The 17,483-nt window shown below is 27.0% G+C and carries 14 protein-coding genes; 3 read left to right on the forward strand and 11 right to left on the reverse strand.

What is annotated here, in order from left to right:
- Positions 1 to 51 precede the first annotated feature (51 nt).
- The 3 genes from KGF46_RS17880 to KGF46_RS17890 all read right to left on the reverse strand — a co-directional run bounded on the left by KGF46_RS17880 (position 52) and on the right by KGF46_RS17890 (position 4,697).
- Positions 52 to 741 (reverse strand): polyphosphate polymerase domain-containing protein, encoded by a 690-nt coding sequence (locus KGF46_RS17880; RefSeq protein WP_227830104.1) that lies wholly within the window; start codon positions 739 to 741, stop codon positions 52 to 54.
- 327 nt (positions 742 to 1,068) lie between these two features.
- Positions 1,069 to 2,874 (reverse strand): ABC transporter ATP-binding protein, encoded by a 1,806-nt coding sequence (locus KGF46_RS17885; RefSeq protein ID WP_413841514.1) that lies wholly within the window; start codon positions 2,872 to 2,874, stop codon positions 1,069 to 1,071.
- A 95-nt stretch (positions 2,875 to 2,969) separates the two neighbouring features.
- Positions 2,970 to 4,697: an ABC transporter ATP-binding protein gene (locus KGF46_RS17890; RefSeq protein ID WP_227861531.1), complete on the reverse strand. Its 1,728-nt coding sequence runs from the start codon at positions 4,695 to 4,697 to the stop codon at positions 2,970 to 2,972.
- Positions 4,698 to 4,769: 72 nt separating this feature from the next.
- Between KGF46_RS17890 and KGF46_RS17895 the strand changes: the two genes are divergently transcribed.
- A complete protein-coding gene (locus KGF46_RS17895) occupies positions 4,770 to 5,603 on the forward strand; it encodes a MerR family transcriptional regulator (RefSeq protein WP_227830107.1) in 834 nt (277 codons plus the stop codon).
- A gap of 258 nt (positions 5,604 to 5,861) precedes the next feature.
- Here KGF46_RS17895 and KGF46_RS17900 read toward each other — a convergent pair whose 3' ends face one another.
- The 3 genes from KGF46_RS17900 to KGF46_RS17910 all read right to left on the reverse strand — a co-directional run bounded on the left by KGF46_RS17900 (position 5,862) and on the right by KGF46_RS17910 (position 8,273).
- The gene (locus tag KGF46_RS17900) at positions 5,862 to 6,473 is read right to left on the reverse strand and encodes a hypothetical protein (RefSeq protein WP_227843022.1); all 612 of its coding nucleotides are present in this window, start codon (positions 6,471 to 6,473) and stop codon (positions 5,862 to 5,864) included.
- Positions 6,474 to 6,498: 25 nt separating this feature from the next.
- Positions 6,499 to 7,122 carry a hypothetical protein gene (locus KGF46_RS17905; protein ID WP_227862215.1) on the reverse strand — a complete coding sequence of 208 codons (624 nt, stop codon included), beginning with the start codon at positions 7,120 to 7,122 and terminating at the stop codon, positions 6,499 to 6,501.
- A gap of 71 nt (positions 7,123 to 7,193) precedes the next feature.
- Positions 7,194 to 8,273: an amidohydrolase family protein gene (locus KGF46_RS17910; protein ID WP_227830110.1), complete on the reverse strand. Its 1,080-nt coding sequence runs from the start codon at positions 8,271 to 8,273 to the stop codon at positions 7,194 to 7,196.
- A gap of 211 nt (positions 8,274 to 8,484) precedes the next feature.
- Between KGF46_RS17910 and KGF46_RS17915 the strand changes: the two genes are divergently transcribed.
- The gene (locus KGF46_RS17915; RefSeq protein WP_227830111.1) at positions 8,485 to 10,035 is read left to right on the forward strand and encodes a PucR family transcriptional regulator; all 1,551 of its coding nucleotides are present in this window, start codon (positions 8,485 to 8,487) and stop codon (positions 10,033 to 10,035) included.
- A 143-nt stretch (positions 10,036 to 10,178) separates the two neighbouring features.
- On the opposite strand, the gene KGF46_RS17920 is transcribed toward KGF46_RS17915, so the two are convergent.
- The 4 genes from KGF46_RS17920 to KGF46_RS17935 all read right to left on the reverse strand — a co-directional run bounded on the left by KGF46_RS17920 (position 10,179) and on the right by KGF46_RS17935 (position 15,683).
- Positions 10,179 to 11,792: a sensor domain-containing diguanylate cyclase gene (locus KGF46_RS17920; protein WP_227843024.1), complete on the reverse strand. Its 1,614-nt coding sequence runs from the start codon at positions 11,790 to 11,792 to the stop codon at positions 10,179 to 10,181.
- Positions 11,793 to 12,010: 218 nt separating this feature from the next.
- The gene (locus KGF46_RS17925) at positions 12,011 to 13,498 is read right to left on the reverse strand and encodes a sensor histidine kinase (RefSeq protein WP_227830113.1); all 1,488 of its coding nucleotides are present in this window, start codon (positions 13,496 to 13,498) and stop codon (positions 12,011 to 12,013) included.
- A gap of 279 nt (positions 13,499 to 13,777) precedes the next feature.
- Complete coding sequence (locus KGF46_RS17930; RefSeq protein ID WP_413841516.1) at positions 13,778 to 14,524, reverse strand: RNA-guided endonuclease InsQ/TnpB family protein; 747 nt, start codon at positions 14,522 to 14,524, stop codon at positions 13,778 to 13,780.
- A gap of 526 nt (positions 14,525 to 15,050) precedes the next feature.
- The gene (locus KGF46_RS17935) at positions 15,051 to 15,683 is read right to left on the reverse strand and encodes a response regulator transcription factor (RefSeq protein ID WP_227862216.1); all 633 of its coding nucleotides are present in this window, start codon (positions 15,681 to 15,683) and stop codon (positions 15,051 to 15,053) included.
- 486 nt (positions 15,684 to 16,169) lie between these two features.
- On the opposite strand from KGF46_RS17935, the gene KGF46_RS17940 reads away from it, so the two are divergent.
- Positions 16,170 to 16,589, forward strand: coding sequence for a hypothetical protein (locus KGF46_RS17940; RefSeq protein WP_227862217.1), 420 nt, complete (start codon positions 16,170 to 16,172; stop codon positions 16,587 to 16,589).
- 94 nt (positions 16,590 to 16,683) lie between these two features.
- On the opposite strand, the gene nagB is transcribed toward KGF46_RS17940, so the two are convergent.
- Positions 16,684 to 17,433, reverse strand: a complete 750-nt coding sequence (gene nagB, locus KGF46_RS17945; RefSeq protein ID WP_227830116.1) for a glucosamine-6-phosphate deaminase — start codon at positions 17,431 to 17,433, stop codon at positions 16,684 to 16,686.
- Between the last annotated feature and the right edge of the window lie 50 nt (positions 17,434 to 17,483).

Consider the following 17,483-nt stretch of genomic DNA (forward strand, 5'->3'; position numbering starts at 1 on the left):
TCTTTAAATTTTATTTAAACATGTCTTTATCTAAATCTTAAATTTTTATTCTTATGTATATAACCTACTTGATGCATACTTTGAAACAGCTGTAGAAGTAGTCTTATTAATTTGAACTAAATCTTTTATAAAGTCTGGTATAAATTCGTCATATTTAACTTCCAATACAGTCATATTTTCGTCAATAACTGAAACAGTTGGCAATTCTTTATTAAATAAATCTGTTGAGTTTACAGCAGTTTTAATGTCACTATCAATTGTCACTCTTACATTCCCAACTGGATAAACAAAAGCTTCTCTATCGTAATCGACTATACTTTTTGCCTCCAATCTTTCACATTTTATCTTTAGATAAAACTCCCTTAATAAACAGTTTGTTGATTCTTTTAAGAATTCAATATCATTATTTAATATCTTCAATACTTCTTTTTTAGTTAAACTAGCTGACAGCTTTGATGTCATATTATAGTGCTTTATTTTTTTTTCTAATTTTATAAAAGAACAATCATTATTATAAAATCTTATTCTAAACTTTTCTCTTATTGCAACACCATTTAACTTATCAAGAAGAGCTTTATCTTCTGGTGTATCAAAATATAAACTTCTAATAAGATATTTTCCATCTTTTGATGCATTTGCATCTTTTTTCATTATTGGATAAAGTCTTGATTTCAAAGCTAACACATCCGCTTCAGTTATTTTATGTTTCATTTCAAATCTGTAGTTTAACTTTTTATCCATTTTTATCACCTCTCAATTTCTTAACTATATTTGATTTATTTTATATTTAGAGTATACTTTACTCGGCTTTGTTAAATCTCCGTAAAATAAGTGCATCTTTATGGCATATATGTGGCAAAGAAAGTTTTCCAGATAATTTAATGTTTCCAATTTTATCTCATGCTTAAACTTTACATTGTAATGACAAAATAAATAGGCTATATAGAATACACCAATATTTTGTATTCTACATAGCCTTTATTCATGTTACTTATTTTCAAAGTAAGTCATTGAGTTGGATTTATTCTCTAAAAATCATGGAATATAGATTATGAATCTTCCATTAAATTATACAACTTCTTCATCATATTCTCTTGAAAATTGACTATTATAAAGTTCCTCATAAAATCCTTTATTCTCAAGAAGCTCTTTATGGCTTCCTTGTTCAATAATAGTACCTTCTTTCATTACTAATATTAAATCTGCATCACGAATAGTTGATAATCTATGTGCGATAACAAAGCTAGTTCTTCCTCTCATCAAGTTATTCATAGCCTTTTGAATTTCAACTTCTGTCCTAGTATCTACACTAGAAGTTGCTTCATCTAGAATTAACACTGATGGGTCTGAAAGTATTGCCCTGGCAATTGTTAAAAGTTGCTTTTGACCTTGAGATAAATTAGAAGCATCTTCAGTCAATATAGTATCATATCCTTTAGGTAAAGTCCTTATAAAATGGTCTACTCTTGCTGCTTTTGCTGCTCTTACAACATCTTCCATTGTAGCATCTGATTTACTGTATGCAATATTTTCTTTTATGCTTCCATTAAATAGCCATGTATCTTGAAGTACCATTCCAAACATCGTTCTAAGTTCTCCACGTTTTAAGTCCTTTATATCAATACCATCAATAGTAATTCTACCCTCTTGTATCTCATAAAATCTCATAAGTAAATTTACAAGAGTCGTTTTTCCGGCTCCTGTTGGTCCAACAATTGCAATCTTACCTCCTGCATTTAACTTAATATTAATATCTTTCATAAGAATAGAATCATCATTATATCCAAATTTAACATGTTCAAATTCTACCTTACCTTTAGGTATATTTATAACTTTTGAAGGCTCTTTATCTTTTACCTCCTCTATTTCATCCATTACTCCAAATACTCTCTCAGCAGATGCAATTGCTGCTTGAAGCATATTTGTAATATAAGATATTTCTGTGGTAGGCTCTGATGATTGATTTACATATTGAATAAATGCCTGTATACTACCAAGAGTCATTGTTCCATTTGCTGCAAATATACCACCGACAACTGCTATAACCACATACCCAATTTGATTTACAAATCTAATGATTGGAGATATTGAATATGATGAGAATTGTGCTTTTCTACTAGCATTATAAAGATTTTGATTTACTATTTTAAAGTTTTTAATAGTATCTTCTTCTTTACTAAATGCCTTAACTACTACTTGACCAGTAAACATCTCCTCTATATTACTATTTAATTCACCTAAAGCCTTTTGGTTTTCTGAAAATCTTTTTTGTGATTTCCCCGCAATTACAATAGTAATGCATAGCGAAACACCTAATGTTATAGCTGATACTATTGTAAGTGACATACTTATGTTTATCATCATAACTATAGAACCAATCACCGTAACTACTGCTGTAATAAGTTGCATTAATCCTTCTTGCAGGCTATCTGCAACCTTTTCTAAATCATTTGTAACTATACTAAGAGTTTCTCCCTTTTTATGTGAGTCATAATACTTAAGAGGAAGTTTATTTAGCTTATCACTTAAATCTTTTCTCATACTAAGAACTAAATTTTGTGCAACTCCTGACATAATATATTGTTGTATATATATAAATACTGAACTAAGAAGATACAAGCTTAAAAGTACTGATATTATACCTCCCATAGTACTAAAGTTTACACTAAATTTTGTGCCAGTTTGAACTGCCGTTTTTATTCCATTAAATAGTTGGTCAATAGCTTTTCCCATAATCATTGGTGCTAAAACCGTAAGAGCTGAACTTATTAATACTGCAATAAAAATTGTCAGTATTTTAAACTTTTGTTTTGCCATATATTTTAATAGTCTTTTTGTAGTTTTTTTTGCGTCCTTAGCTTTTTCTGCTGACATACCATCTTCAAAACTAAGTACATCTACTTCTTTTTTTTCTACTATATTTTCACTCATATTACACCTCCAAATAAACAAATTGAATTTCTATTTTGCTATGCAAGTTCTTCTTTACTAAGCTGTGAATCTGCAATTTGCTTATAAACATCACATTCTCTAAGTAAATCTTTATGTTTACCAATCCCTACAATTTTACCTTCATCTAAAACTATAATTTGATTGGCATCCATGATTGTACTTATACGTTGTGCTATAATTATAGCTGTTGAATCTTTAATTTCATCTTTTAATGCTCTTCTAAGTTTTTTATCTGTCTTAAAATCTAATGCAGAAAAACTATCATCAAATATATATATTTCTGGCTTTCTAACTAATGCCCTTGCAATAGAGATTCTCTGCTTTTGTCCACCAGATAAATTATTTCCACCCTGAGCTACAAATGAATCATAATTATCTTCCATACTAGAAATAAATTCATCAGCTTGAGCTATGTTTGCTGCATGTTTTATTTCTTCAATACTTGCATCTTCTTTTCCATACTTTATATTTTCTTCTATTGTTCCACTAAACAAGAATGCTTTTTGTGGTACAAATCCAATTTTATCTCTAAGCTCTTTTTGAGACATATTCTTAACATCTTGACCATTTATAGATATCTCACCTTCTTGAATTTCAAAAAAACGTGGTATTACATTTGCAATCGTAGATTTGCCAGAGCCAGTACTTCCTATAATTGCAGTTACTTCTCCAGATTTTGTTTCAAATGTTATATCGCTTAAGACAGGTTCCTCTGATTCTGAATATGAAAATGTTACATTCTTAAAGACTAAATGCCCTCTTTCTGAAATAATATTTTCAGAATTATTTCCATCTACAATTTCAGGTACTATGTCTAATATTTGATTTACTCTATCTGCACAAGCCCCTGCTCTGGGTATGTACATAAATACCATTACTGCCATGATTAGATAAAATAAAATTAAAATACAATACTCAACTAAAGCCATTATATGACCTATTTCCATATTTCCATTACTTACTCTTATTCCACCAAACCAAATAATACTTACTATACCTAAATTCATTATTAACATTACAATAGGCATAAGTACTGCAAATATCTTATTTATTGAAATTGCTGTTTGAGAATAATCCACTGCTGTTTTATCAAATCTATTCTTTTCAAAACTAGTTCTATTAAAAGCTCTTATAACTCTTACTCCAGTTACAGCTTCACGTAACACTCTATTCATATTATCCATTTTTGTTTGCATTATCTTAAATAATTTGATAACTCTTTTACCAACTAAGCATGCAAACAGCATGAATAAAACCATTATTATAACAATAATAATTGTCATTACTCTATCTATAGAATAAGCTAAAAATAATCCAGAAATAGTTATAATTGGTGCTGGTAACACCAACTCAATAAACATAAATAAAGATTGCCCTATTAAAGTAATATCACTAGTACTTCTAGTAATCATAGATGCTGTACCTATTTTATTAAAGTCATTTATTGATAATTCTTGAGCTTTTATAAATACTGCTTCTCTAATATCTCTACAAAATCCTGATGAAAGATTTGCTGATACTTTACATACTAATACAGCTGATAGAGCTGTTATTCCTGCTACTATTAGCATTAATACACCTGTTTTTACAATATAATCTATATCTCCTTTTACTACACCGTTATTTACTATACTCGCGGTAAGAGTTGGTATATATAAAGTTCCAAGTGTTTGCAAAAACGTAAATATTAACATTGTAACAATTAAAATCCTATAAGGTTTTAAAAAACGAATTAATTTTTTCATACTTTCACACTCCTTTACAAAATATTATGATAAACTATACTGTAACAGGATAGTCAAGGAGGAATTTTAATTATGAGCCAAAATTCAAAAAATTACTTTACCACTGGTGAGTTTGCAAAGATTTGTGGAGTCAATAAAAAAACACTTTTTCATTATGATGATATAGGTCTTTTCTCTCCAGAATTGAAAAAAGAAAATGGGTATAGATACTACTCATACCATCAACTTAGTATTTTTAGCATAATCTCATCACTTAAAGAAATAAAAATGCCTTTAAAAGAAATTAAAACTTATATAGATAAACGAACTCCTAGTTTGTTAATTGAACTTTTAGAAAAAAAGAGTATTGATATTAACAATGAAATTGAAAAATTAAACAATATTAAGACTTTAATGGAATCCACTATTGCACTTACTAAAAAAGCTTGTGATATTGATATAAATACTATTACTTTAGAAGAACATGAAGAAGAATACATAGTTAAAAGTCCTCTTATAGAAACAGAACAATTTATGGGAGATGATGAAGAGAAATTCTTATATGAATGTATCAATTTTATGGATAACTATGAATTAAGTGATGATTGCTTGATTGGTTCGATTATTAAAGGTGAGGATATACTAAATAAAAATTTCGAGTCATATTCACACTTGTTTACTAAAGTTAATCGTGAATACAAAAAATGTCCAATATCAATCAAACCAAAAGGACTCTATGTAACTGCTTATCATAAAGGAAGTTATGATACACTTGAAACAACTTATGAAAAACTATTAAATTTTTTTAAGTATAATGATTTACGTATAGGAGACTTTGTTTATGAAGAATATCTTCTATATGATATAAGTATTCGAGATATTGATGAATATATAACTCAAATCTCAGTTGAAGTTAAACAACTTTAAAAATAACTACAACTGATTTTGCTTTTACACAAAACTTAAACTTAAATTAGTATAATTATCAGAAATCACCCTATTTAATTCTTTGACTCTTTTATATAAGTTTATCTCTATAAATTAACTATATAGACAAATAAAAAAGTGATAGTTAAATATAGCTATCACTTTTTCATCCATTAATTATAAGTATATAAATTTAAAGTTATTCTAAACATTAACCAATTTATATATGTAAAGGTACTTCTTTCTATTCTATTAGATTCATTTTATTTTCTTCTTTTCCCATCTATTTTTTGATTTTTGATAAATTAAATAAGCAGTAATTGTATATAAACATGAAAACAAAGAAGCAAATCCAGAAACTCGTGTAAGACCTAAAATACCTCCAATTCCAAATCCAAATGTAAAAATTATAACAGCAATTCCACCTAAAAAAGCAATGCTTGCAAGAATAATCAAAATAATTTTCTGCCAAAATATAGTCACACACAAAGTAATAACAAAATATACTACTGCTTCAATCAACAATAATGAACCAAGATAAACAGGTGATACGTGGATTAAGTAACGTGAAAAAGCTATTGAGTGAAGTCCAAACACAATAAGTAAAATTGCTATAATAAGACTTCCATAGTTAAAAAGGTGTTTTGCACCATTTTCTAAGATAAAATCCACAATCCGCAAAACACCACATAAAATCATATATCCAACAATAACATAAAACATGCCTCCAAGAAGAAATTCAGGGAATATTAAAAATGCAATTCCCATGCCTCCAAGAAAAACCGCTCGCAGTATTGCATGCTTTGTAAACTGTTTATAGAGTAATAAATTCATAATCAATCCCACCTCTCTTGGAAGGTATGATACCATGTAAACATTACTCTCACATGAATCTCTACTTACAATTTTGTAATGTTAACCATCTTTCTGCATCTTCATAAAGCTTATCAACCATTTCTTTTCTATCTATTCCAGGAAGTTCTTGATTTATTTTATATCCATCCTTACTCAACATATAAGAAAGATTTGCATACGTTGGTCTATAATTTTTTATTTCACTCTTAGAAACTTTGACATCACTATTCTGATAAACTGGTAAAAGTATATCTTTTTCGTATATAGCATCCATAGATACTATATACCACATATCATCTATCTTTTGAGTTTTATACACAAGCTTAACATCTGACTGAAGTTCAACTAAATTTCCATCTATCTCATTTCTAATATGAATAGCCGCCATTGTAATTGATACTGCCTTATTATTATTTATCCAAACTACTGTATTATAAACTTTATGAAGTGCATAAGACTTCATCTTACTTGATTCTTCTACAAAACCTTCTCCACTCCCTTGGTACCAAGATATTGATACTGTTGAATCTTTTGCAAAACATTTTTTCATTTCATCCCACAATGCATTATCTCTACAAAATCTCTCAAATTCTATAAGTTCTTTTACACTATTTTTATCTATTATATCTTGTATAGAATTATTCTCTAGTCTTTTTAATAACATATTTTTAATCTCCTTTAGTATAATATTTCTTTTATTTTTTTACCTATATTCATCTAATAATACTCAAGCTACTATCTTACTCTCTTACCTTTTATCCATACACCTTCTATATTTCTAGTTGCTGTTATATCTTTAGTTGGGTCTCCCTCAACCATTACTAAATCGGCTCTTTTTCCCTCTTTTATTACTCCACGGTCATCAAGTTCTAATAATTTTGCTGGTAAACTTGTTGTACTCTTAAGTACTTCAGTTGTAGTAAGCCCTGCTCTAACTAATAATTCAAACTCACGATGAATGGATTCTCCATGCTTTACTATGCTGACAGAGTTTTCATCATTATTTGAATCAGTACCAGCTAGTATATCTACTCCAGCTTTTTTCAGTGCTGCTGTATTTTCTATTGCTGTTTCTAATCTAATATCTTCTCTTCCTGTGACTTTATTTATATTTGATGCTATTTTTTCCATCATAACTATTGTTGGAACTGAAATAAGATTTTTATCTTTTATATTTTTAATTACCTCATCAGATAATTTACCTATAAATGGAATGTGATTTATTACATCAACACCTGCTTTTTCTGCATATTCATAAGCTATAGTTGTAGGTGCATGAGCGAATACTTTTTTACCATTTTCATGAGATACTTCAACTACTCTTTTTATAGTTTCAAAATCAAAAGCTGTATTTGATGTTTTTGGATCTTCTATTATAAGCTTTACAAAATCTGCTCCTTGTTTAATTTGTTTCTTAGCAAAATTTTCAGCATCTTCAATAGTGTATATTTTACTGTCTTTAAATCCCATTCCCATAAGGTGAGGATGTGCTGCTGGTGCTACAGGTTCATATACACTACGAATATCTGTTAATCCCTCTCTATTTCTCAAATAATCTACTATCTCTTTACTATCAGTTGCCATATCAAGCATAGTAGTTATACCCCAGTTAGTTGCATCCTCCAGGTTTTTTATACTATCTAAATGTATATGAGAATCAATAAATCCTGGAAGTAAAGTACATCCTTCCCCATCTACAATAATGTCACCAGTTGTTTTTGATGATATTAATCCATCTTCTATAACAATACTTTTTGCTTCTAAGAGCTTTTCTCCATCAAATATTCTAGCATTTGCAATTTCAGTTGTTGCCATAGTCTTACACTCCTTTTATTTTTGAATTTATTAAGACATTTACCTTTTATTAAGTTATTATTTTTATTACTTTGAATCTTTCTTAATTTATATAACTAATTATATATAAATAATTTTATCTAAACTATGTATTACAATTTAAACTTTGTTGTAAAATATATTATAGTGATTGTGCTATAGCACAATCAAATATGATTATAGGAGTTTTAGAATGAAACTAATAGATTTAATGAAAGAAATATCTCAGTATATATCAGTTTTAAAGCCATTTTCAGACGAAGATATAGATATCACCAGCTTAAATATTTATAAAAATAAGCAGACTGAATTTATTTCAGGATGTTTGTATTTAGGAAATATATCGGATATTCCTGTAAATTTGACCAATATAAATTTTTTAGGTATATTTATACAGAATGAAAATAACAGTGATTTGAAAATATACAATTTAAATTCAAATATTTGTATCATAAAGTCTAAAAAAGAAAAATATGACCTTTTTAGTGAACTATTAAATGTCATCAATCAAGAAATACATATTAGTTTATCTTCTCAAAAATTTTTTAATGTAGTCTCTGAAAATAAAGGCATACAATATTTAATTGATATAGCATATGAGGAATTTGGCTATCCTATAATAGTTAGAGATTCTAGCTTCAAAGTCTTAGCTTATTCTTGTAATGTTAAGGATATATTGCAACTTAATGAAGATTCTAATGGTGACACATATTTAAATGAAGAAACTATAAATTACATAAAATATCAAAATATACACAAAAAAATATATTATAACAAATCTACTAAAGATGAAAATAAACCAAATAACTGGCTTGGCACACTAATTTCATCAGTATGTGTAGAAGAAATCGAGGTAGCTCATATAGCCGTCTGTGAATTGAAAATACCCTTTAAGAATTTTCACTTTAAACTATTAGAATCACTTAATAAAGCCATCTCTCTTGAACTACAAAAAAATAATTTATTTAATATAGATAAAAAACTTATTCCTAATTATATACTTTCTGATTTATTGGAAAAAAAATATATAGATGATGATACTATAAGTAAAAGATTTCACTATTTAAATTGGACTAAATCAAATTCATTAAATATAATGGTAATAGTAAACAAGGATAATAATTCTTTTGACAGTAAAGTACCTTTTATTATGCAATCTTTAAGTGCATTTATACCTTCTAATAACTGTGTAGTATATAAATCTGCTTTAGTTGTTTTTATTAATGATTCCTTGATTCCTAATTTAATCGATTGTGAAAATAAGGATTTTATTGATTACTTAAAGCTAAATTCACTTTATGCTGGTATAAGTTCAAAATTCTCAAAGTTATCTGATAGCCATAAATATTATAATCAAGCTAAAAGAGCCAGTGAAATTGCTCAAAAATATGGTATAAATTTTTCTCCATTTGGAAAAAGCATACCATATATACTTTACGAGCTACTTAGTGCAAACTATGATTTATATGATCTTAATCATCCTGCTGTAACTAAATTGATGGAAGAGGATAAAAAAAATGGTTCTAATTTCTTAGAAACTTTAAAACAATATATATACTTCAGTAACTCCCCCAGTAAGGCAGCTAAGATTTTAAATATTCATAGAAATACTTTATTTTATAGAATTAATAAAATAAAGGAAATTACCGGTATTACATTAAATTATGCTGATGAAATACTTCAAATTTATATTTCTATAAGGATGCTTGAAATTAATAAAAAAATAGACTACTTGCCTAAGTGATGTTTACAATTAAAAATAACTACAGCTAGTTTTGTATTTTCACAAAATTAACTGTAGTTCCAAGTTATAATTATATTCTAAAGATTTATATAATCATCTATCACATAACTATACATATTAATCAAATTTTTATTGTATTAAAATTAATGTATATAAATATCTTCTTCAAATAAACAATATGAATTTTTTCCAGATGCCTTTACATTATAAAGTGCTCTATCTGCATTTTTAAACAATTCTAAAAATGAATTTCCATTTTGAGGATACCTTGCAATACCAATACTAACAGAAGCCTCAAAGCTAAAACTTAAATCTTTGTAATTATCTGTAAGAACTCTGTTTAATTTTTTTGCTTTTTTATGTATATTTGCTTCTGTATAATAATCTCGCATATATACCACAAATTCATCTCCACCAATTCGACCAATTAAATCTTCATTATCAAAATTAGCTTGAATCTTCTCAGCAAAAGTTTTTAGTACAAAATCTCCAAATGGATGTCCAAAATTATCGTTTATCTCTTTGAAATCATCTAAGTCAATAATGAATAAAGCATCTTTTTTATCACCTTTATTCATGACTATAGCTTCTTCTACTAATTTTTCAAATACCCCTTTATTATATACATTAGTTAGGGAGTCTCTTTCTGCTCTAGTTTTTAATTCTTCATATTTTTTTATATCATTATCTACATCTACAATTACTCCCACAACTTTTAAAATCTCATTCTCATTATTACAAATATTTGTTGCTGATGTTCTACACCAAATATACTCACCACTAGATTTTCTTAAACGATAAACTGCTTGATTATGTTTGTTATTCTTTTGAATACTTTCAAAAAAACTCTCAAAGATATTATAATCTTCATGATGAACTAAATCTTTATCTCTAATTTCTTTAAAAATATTTTCACAAACACTACTATATCCAAATTTTTCAGTCCAAATTTGAGACACAAATGACTTCTTCTCCTTGATGTTCCATTCAAAAACAACAGAATCAGTCTGTTCAACAATAGTTTTGTAACGCTCATTACTAAGCCTTAATTCTTCCTTATGAACTACTTCTTTTTCAAGCATTTCATATTTCATAGACAATTTAGTCTTTTCTATAATAGATTTAAATAAATAAAATACAATAAAGTTGATATATAAAATACCAACACTTGATATTAAGTTTAAAATTTTTAAACTTTGAGCTGGAAAAAATTTATTTATATCAAAAATAGAAATAGATAAAAATACACTAAATAAAGGTATTACAAGTAAAGGAAGCCAATATTTTATTGGCATATCTGAATGTATGTCCTTTTTAAAAAGGCAAACAATTTTACAGATAAATAAAAAAACAATTTTTGATAAAATTACAGCTAATACTCTTATGCTATTATTTTCAAACATTATTTTAAAATCTTCTTTTATAAATAAAACAAAGATACTTGTAACTACAACTTCTGATAGTATAAAAAATGAACTTAGTAATACAGTCGCAAATAATCGTGTCTTTATATTTCCTTCATACAAAAATGAGGACGAAAAAATAAGGATAAAAATTAAAGGCATTGTTACTATAGGATTTAAAGTTACTAAATTAGAAATACCTAAACATATCATAAAACCCAATCTAGCATATTTTATAGCTTTTGTATATTCTTCTCTTTGACCTAAAAAATCTGATAAAAACATATGGACAACAAAGGCTTCAAACACAACTGTTACTAAATTTGTAATATCAAAAAGCAGTTGTTCTTTCATAAATAATTTTTTGTAAAATCAAGGGTCTCTTTAAACTTAAATACTCCTCAGATTTTACTTTTCCTTTCTCTATCTATATTTAAACACGTACTTTAAATGTCAAATTTTACAATATATGTCAGCTTGATATTCTTCTTTTTTCAACAGTATACAATAGATATATGTAAAAAACAACTTTAAATATTACTATATTTTCTTTAATTACTCTTTATATTTTTTTATAACTTAAACACTATAGTAAATTTAGCACCCTTTTTCCCATTTTCTACATATATACGACCTCCATGCTTATTTACAATGGATTTAACTATTGATAATCCAATTCCATGATTTCCGCCAACTCCCTTGTAAAATCGGTCAAATACATGAGGTAAATCTTCTTTATTAATTCCTATTCCATCATCTTCCACTATTACAACTATATTTTTTTGATTATGTTTACATATTATTTTAATTTCACTCTTAGCATATCTTAAAGCATTTTCTATAAGATTCATAAATGCTTTGGATATATTTTTTTCATCACATTCAAATAGAACCATGTCTTCCTCAAATTCATAATTAAACTTTATTCCTTTATTTATAGCTCTTACATTTTGCCTAGAGCCACAGTTTGAAAGCACTTCTCTTAAATCACATTCTACCATTTCATAATCTTTAGTGATATTATCTATTTTAGAAATATACAGTAAATCTTCAACCATATCATTTAACCTATCACTTTCTTCAAGTATGATATCACTTGCATGTTTGCTATCTATAATATTATACTTTATAGCTTCTGCATATCCTTTAATAGACATAAGTGGAGTTCTAAGTTCATGAGATGCATTTTGGAAAAATATTTTTTGCTCATTATCATACTTATCCAGATATTCAGCACTCTTATTCATAACATTTGAAAGCTCTACTAACTCCTTATCCGAAAAATCAAAGTAATTTCTTTTAAAATCTCCTTGACCTATTTTTTTTGCAAATCCACATAACTCTTTTATAGGTTTTGCAATTTTTTCAGATAAAATCACAGCTGTAAATATCGCCAATATCCCAGCAAAACACATTACAGATATTAATACAATATTTATCTTCTGGGCTAAATTTAAAGTCTTTGATATATCTATAAAAAGTATTAAATAATTATCTTGTTCATCATTTATACTAGTAATTTTTACAGTGGAAATATAATAATCTCTATTTCCAGTAGAAACACGTGTATTATTATCTGAATTTAAATCCAATTTTTCATTTTGAATATAAGTTCTAATCAAATCCATTTCATCAATATTTTTTAAAAAATCATCCTCTCTAGTTGGAAATATCAGTTTATAGTTAGAATCAACTACCATTGCATCTGCATCTGATTGCATCTCTGCCATTCTAACCTTATCTTGTACATTTCTAATAAAGTTCGATAATTCTTTAGGAGGTAGCTTTCCATCATTCTGCGGAGGCTTAATAGGCTTAAAATTACTATCCATATGTTCTATCATTTCTGTAGATTTTGTAAGTTCTTCATTTGCTGTTGTTTTTATATATGTATTGACCAATATGTTAAAAGATACTAATATTATCAAGAAAACCACTACTGTCAAACCTAATATGCTCACTAAAATCCTAGTTTTTATACTTATATTTTTCCTTGAAAATTTCAATTTAAATAATGATTTAACTTGATTTTTTATACTTTTATTATTTTCATTTTCCATCTGATTTTTTCTCCTTTAATCTAAACCCAAATCCCCAGACAGTTTCTATTAAAATATTTGTTTCTAAAATTTTTTTACGTAGTCTCTTTACTGACGTATAAACTCTATAAATTTATATAAATACTTTATATTTTTTATAGTTTTATTTCCTTTTTCATCCTGCCCTATTTTGAAATTCATAAGAATATCTACTCTAGTTTAATATGGCAGTCCAAAGGCTTAAATTCGACCTCGTCAATGTCTACATATTAGCACAATCTTTTTATTTGATTTTCTATGCTAATTTAAGTAACCACACTGGCGATTACTTTTATAATTTGCTAAATTAATACTTGCATTTTTATCCCTATCAATCACAAGATTACATTTTTCATTAGGACATACATAAGTCCTATCTTTTAACTTTAAATCTTTTTTGATAGTTCCACAACATGAACACATTTTACTACTTGGATAAAATCTATCTGCTTTAACAAATTCAATTTTGTTCCATTTGCATTTGTATTCAAGTATAGTTATAAACGTATTAAAACATTGCTCTGAAATTGATTTAGACAAGTGTTTATTTTTCAATAAACCTCTTACATTTAAATCTTCTACTACTACTCTACAAGGCTTGGTTTTCACTATTGTATTAGTAGTTTGGTGTATATGATTTAATCTAATATCAGAAAGTTTTTTATAGACAAGTTTTATCTGCTTTTCAACTTTTATGATATTTTGAGTTTTTAAAAGTTTCTCACCTTTTTGAAAGGTGTTACCACTTTTCAACATATCATATTTCCTTGAAACTTGCCTTTGAAGTTTTCTAAGTTTTTTATTTAATCTTTTAACTTCTTTTGATTTATTAATGTTTTTAAAAGGCTCATCTATATTACTAACTATGGCTAAATCCTTGATACCTAAATCAACACCAACACTTTCATTAGTGAGTTTAATATCAGTTTGTTCCTCAACTTCCATTGCTAGTGACAAGTACCAATACTTTCCATTAAACTTTACCCTTGGATTTAGAACTTTTATAATCTAATTATAGCCATTGTGAAAATTACAGGAACACTCATAAATAGAGAGTTTCTTTTTTTACAAGTTTATTTAATTTAACATTTGACGAATTATAAAGTATTTATATTAATTTATAGAGTTTATACATTTTTATCTACAATCGCTACTTTGTAGATGCTATTTCGCTCACGCTAATAACCACTTCCTTTCAGAACGTGCAAAGACTATTTCTTCATCTTCAGCATTACCTGTTAAGAGCCACCCATTTCTTCCCTCAATCGCTTAGGGCTTTACGACCTCTCGGTCTAGTCGTTTGACCTTCCTATTTCTAGGCTTGGCGACCAAATCTCCATTGTATAAGCACTTAGGATTTAACCTTATGCCATCTCTACACTTGTTATGATTTCTCCCCATCATAAAGGTTTCTGATTCTATCCTTTATTGTGGTAGTAGAGCTTTAGGGTTTACTGGTTTTAAAGTGGTGTCCTATGCAGATTTCTCTACATACGCAGTATAGTTTATATTTTTATAATTTTTTTATAAAGTTTTATAAACTATTTGTTACTGTATCATCTGCAGCTCTTGTCTCAACTTCTATATCATATCCCCATATTTTATTTAACAATTCATCCCTAGAGACTGCTCTATCTCTATTTTCAAATAAATATGTCAATAAATTATATTCATTTGGTGTAAGATCTATATTGATATTTTTACTTGTAACCATCTTACTTTTTTTATTTATTGTTACATCTCCAAATTTTAATTCCATGTCTAAAAAATCATTACACTTATCATAATTCTGTTTCTTCTCAAATTCAATCCTTCTAAATATAGACTTTACTCTCATAACCAGTGACATAGGACTAAAGGGTTTTGTAAAATAATCATCACTTCCCAAAGTTATTCCTGTGATATAATCTATGTCAGTATCTCTTGCTGTAAGCATTATTATTGGTACTGTACTTTTTTCACGAAGCTTTATGCATACTTCAAATCCACTTGAACCTGGCATCATTATGTCTAGGATTACTAAATCACATTCTTTTTTATTAAATTGTTCTAAAAGTTCATCTCCAGTTTTAAAATCTACAACATTGTGACCTTCATTTTTTAAAAACGTCTTTACTAAATTTCTAATATTATCTTCATCATCTGCTATATAAATTAATTTCTGCATAAAAAATTCCTCCTTATTTCACTTTTAATTTAAATTAAATAATCTAATATACTAATTGACTACTAATTTCTAATAAGATTTCTATTTCAATTTTTCTCCTATACTTAAATTATATCAGTTTTTTGTAGTACGTTAGTTTCAAACTTGTTTGGATTTTAAGGCAAATTTATGGCAAATATAAGCTTTCGATAATATTGTTGAATTGTATATAAGAAATAGTACAACGTAATAGTTCAATAATCGACTATATTTATTCGTTTTTTATTAAAAATGATATTTGTCATGTTTTTTATTGAATATTCTAACTATTACCATTATAATTATACTAAATACTATAATTTATTGTTTTTTTAATAAATTTTTGCATATTAAAATCTGTTCATCTCACTACTTCAACTATTTTAGATTTTTCTTGAATCAGTTCAATAAAATTTAGGTTATAACAAAATCAAACTAGATAAAATTCTTTTGAAAGGGGAATTTAAAATGAAAAAGTCAATTAGATATTTTTTATTTTTGATTATTTTAGTTATTCTATATCTTTTAGTTGTAAAGCTGAATTTTGACTACTATGTACAAACTCGCACTGACTTTGCCTTCAACTTTAATAAGCTTCTCTTTATTAATTTAATTTCATGTGGTCCCATTGGATTATTGCTGGGATTTGAATCATTTCTTAATGAATATAGAAAAAGTGGCAGTTGGAGTATTGATGTACCAAGATTGATTATTCTTTGTTTACCATTTCTTTTACTATCAGCAATGCCTATATTAATCTTTAATTTTGGAATAGGAAGATTACCAATTGTAGGTAGCATTATTATAACTGATAACAAATTCTTAAGCATAACAATTTTTAATATATTATTTGGATATTTTTTAATAACAAGTTTTTACAAGAAATAGTATATATATTAAATAGTTTAAATAAAAATAGCTATCTTTAAATAATCAAAATTATTCAAAGATAGCTATTCTTTTAGAATTATCTTTCGTATTCTTATACTAGTTTGTAATCTTCTGGGTTTAACTTACTTGCTGCTGCTTCATCTACTATAACTATAGTATCTTTATGAAGTTGAAGTATAGAACCAGGAACTTCTGGAGTTATATCGCCATAAACAGTTTTATATACTGCATCAGCTTTTTCTTCTCCTGAAGCTAAAAGTAATATTTTTTTAGATTTTAAAATTGAGCCAATTCCCATACTTACAGCTTTTTTAGGAACATCTTCTCTTGATTCAAAGAATCTTGCATTAGCTTCTATTGTAGATTCTGTTAATTCAACTACATGAGTTCTTTTTGCAAATTTATTATCAGGTTCATTAAAACCTATATGAGCATTACGGCCTATTCCAAGTACTTGTACATCTATACCACCTGCTCTATCCATAGAAGCTTCGTAATTCATACATTCTTTTTCAATATCATCAGCCATTCCATTTGGTAAATGAGTATTTTCTGACTTAATGTTTACATGATTAAAAAGATTTTCTTTCATAAAATAATCATAACTTTGGTCATTAGATATTGGCAACTTATAGTATTCATCTAAATTAAAGCTTATTACATCTGAAAAATCTACTATATTTTCATTATATTTCTTAACTAAATCTCTATACATACCTATTGGTGTACTTCCTGTAGCTAATCCTAGTATTGAATTTGGCTTTAAAACTATTTGAGCCGCTATCATTTCAGCTGCTTTTTTACTCATTCCATCATAATCTTTACATACTAATACTCTCATTTTGTTCCTCCTAAATTTTAGCTAATACTTTCACTGATATAAGTTTAATT

The organism is Clostridioides sp. ZZV14-6153, from assembly GCF_020657855.1.
In the GTDB taxonomy this organism is placed as follows: Bacteria; Bacillota; Clostridia; order Peptostreptococcales; family Peptostreptococcaceae; genus Clostridioides.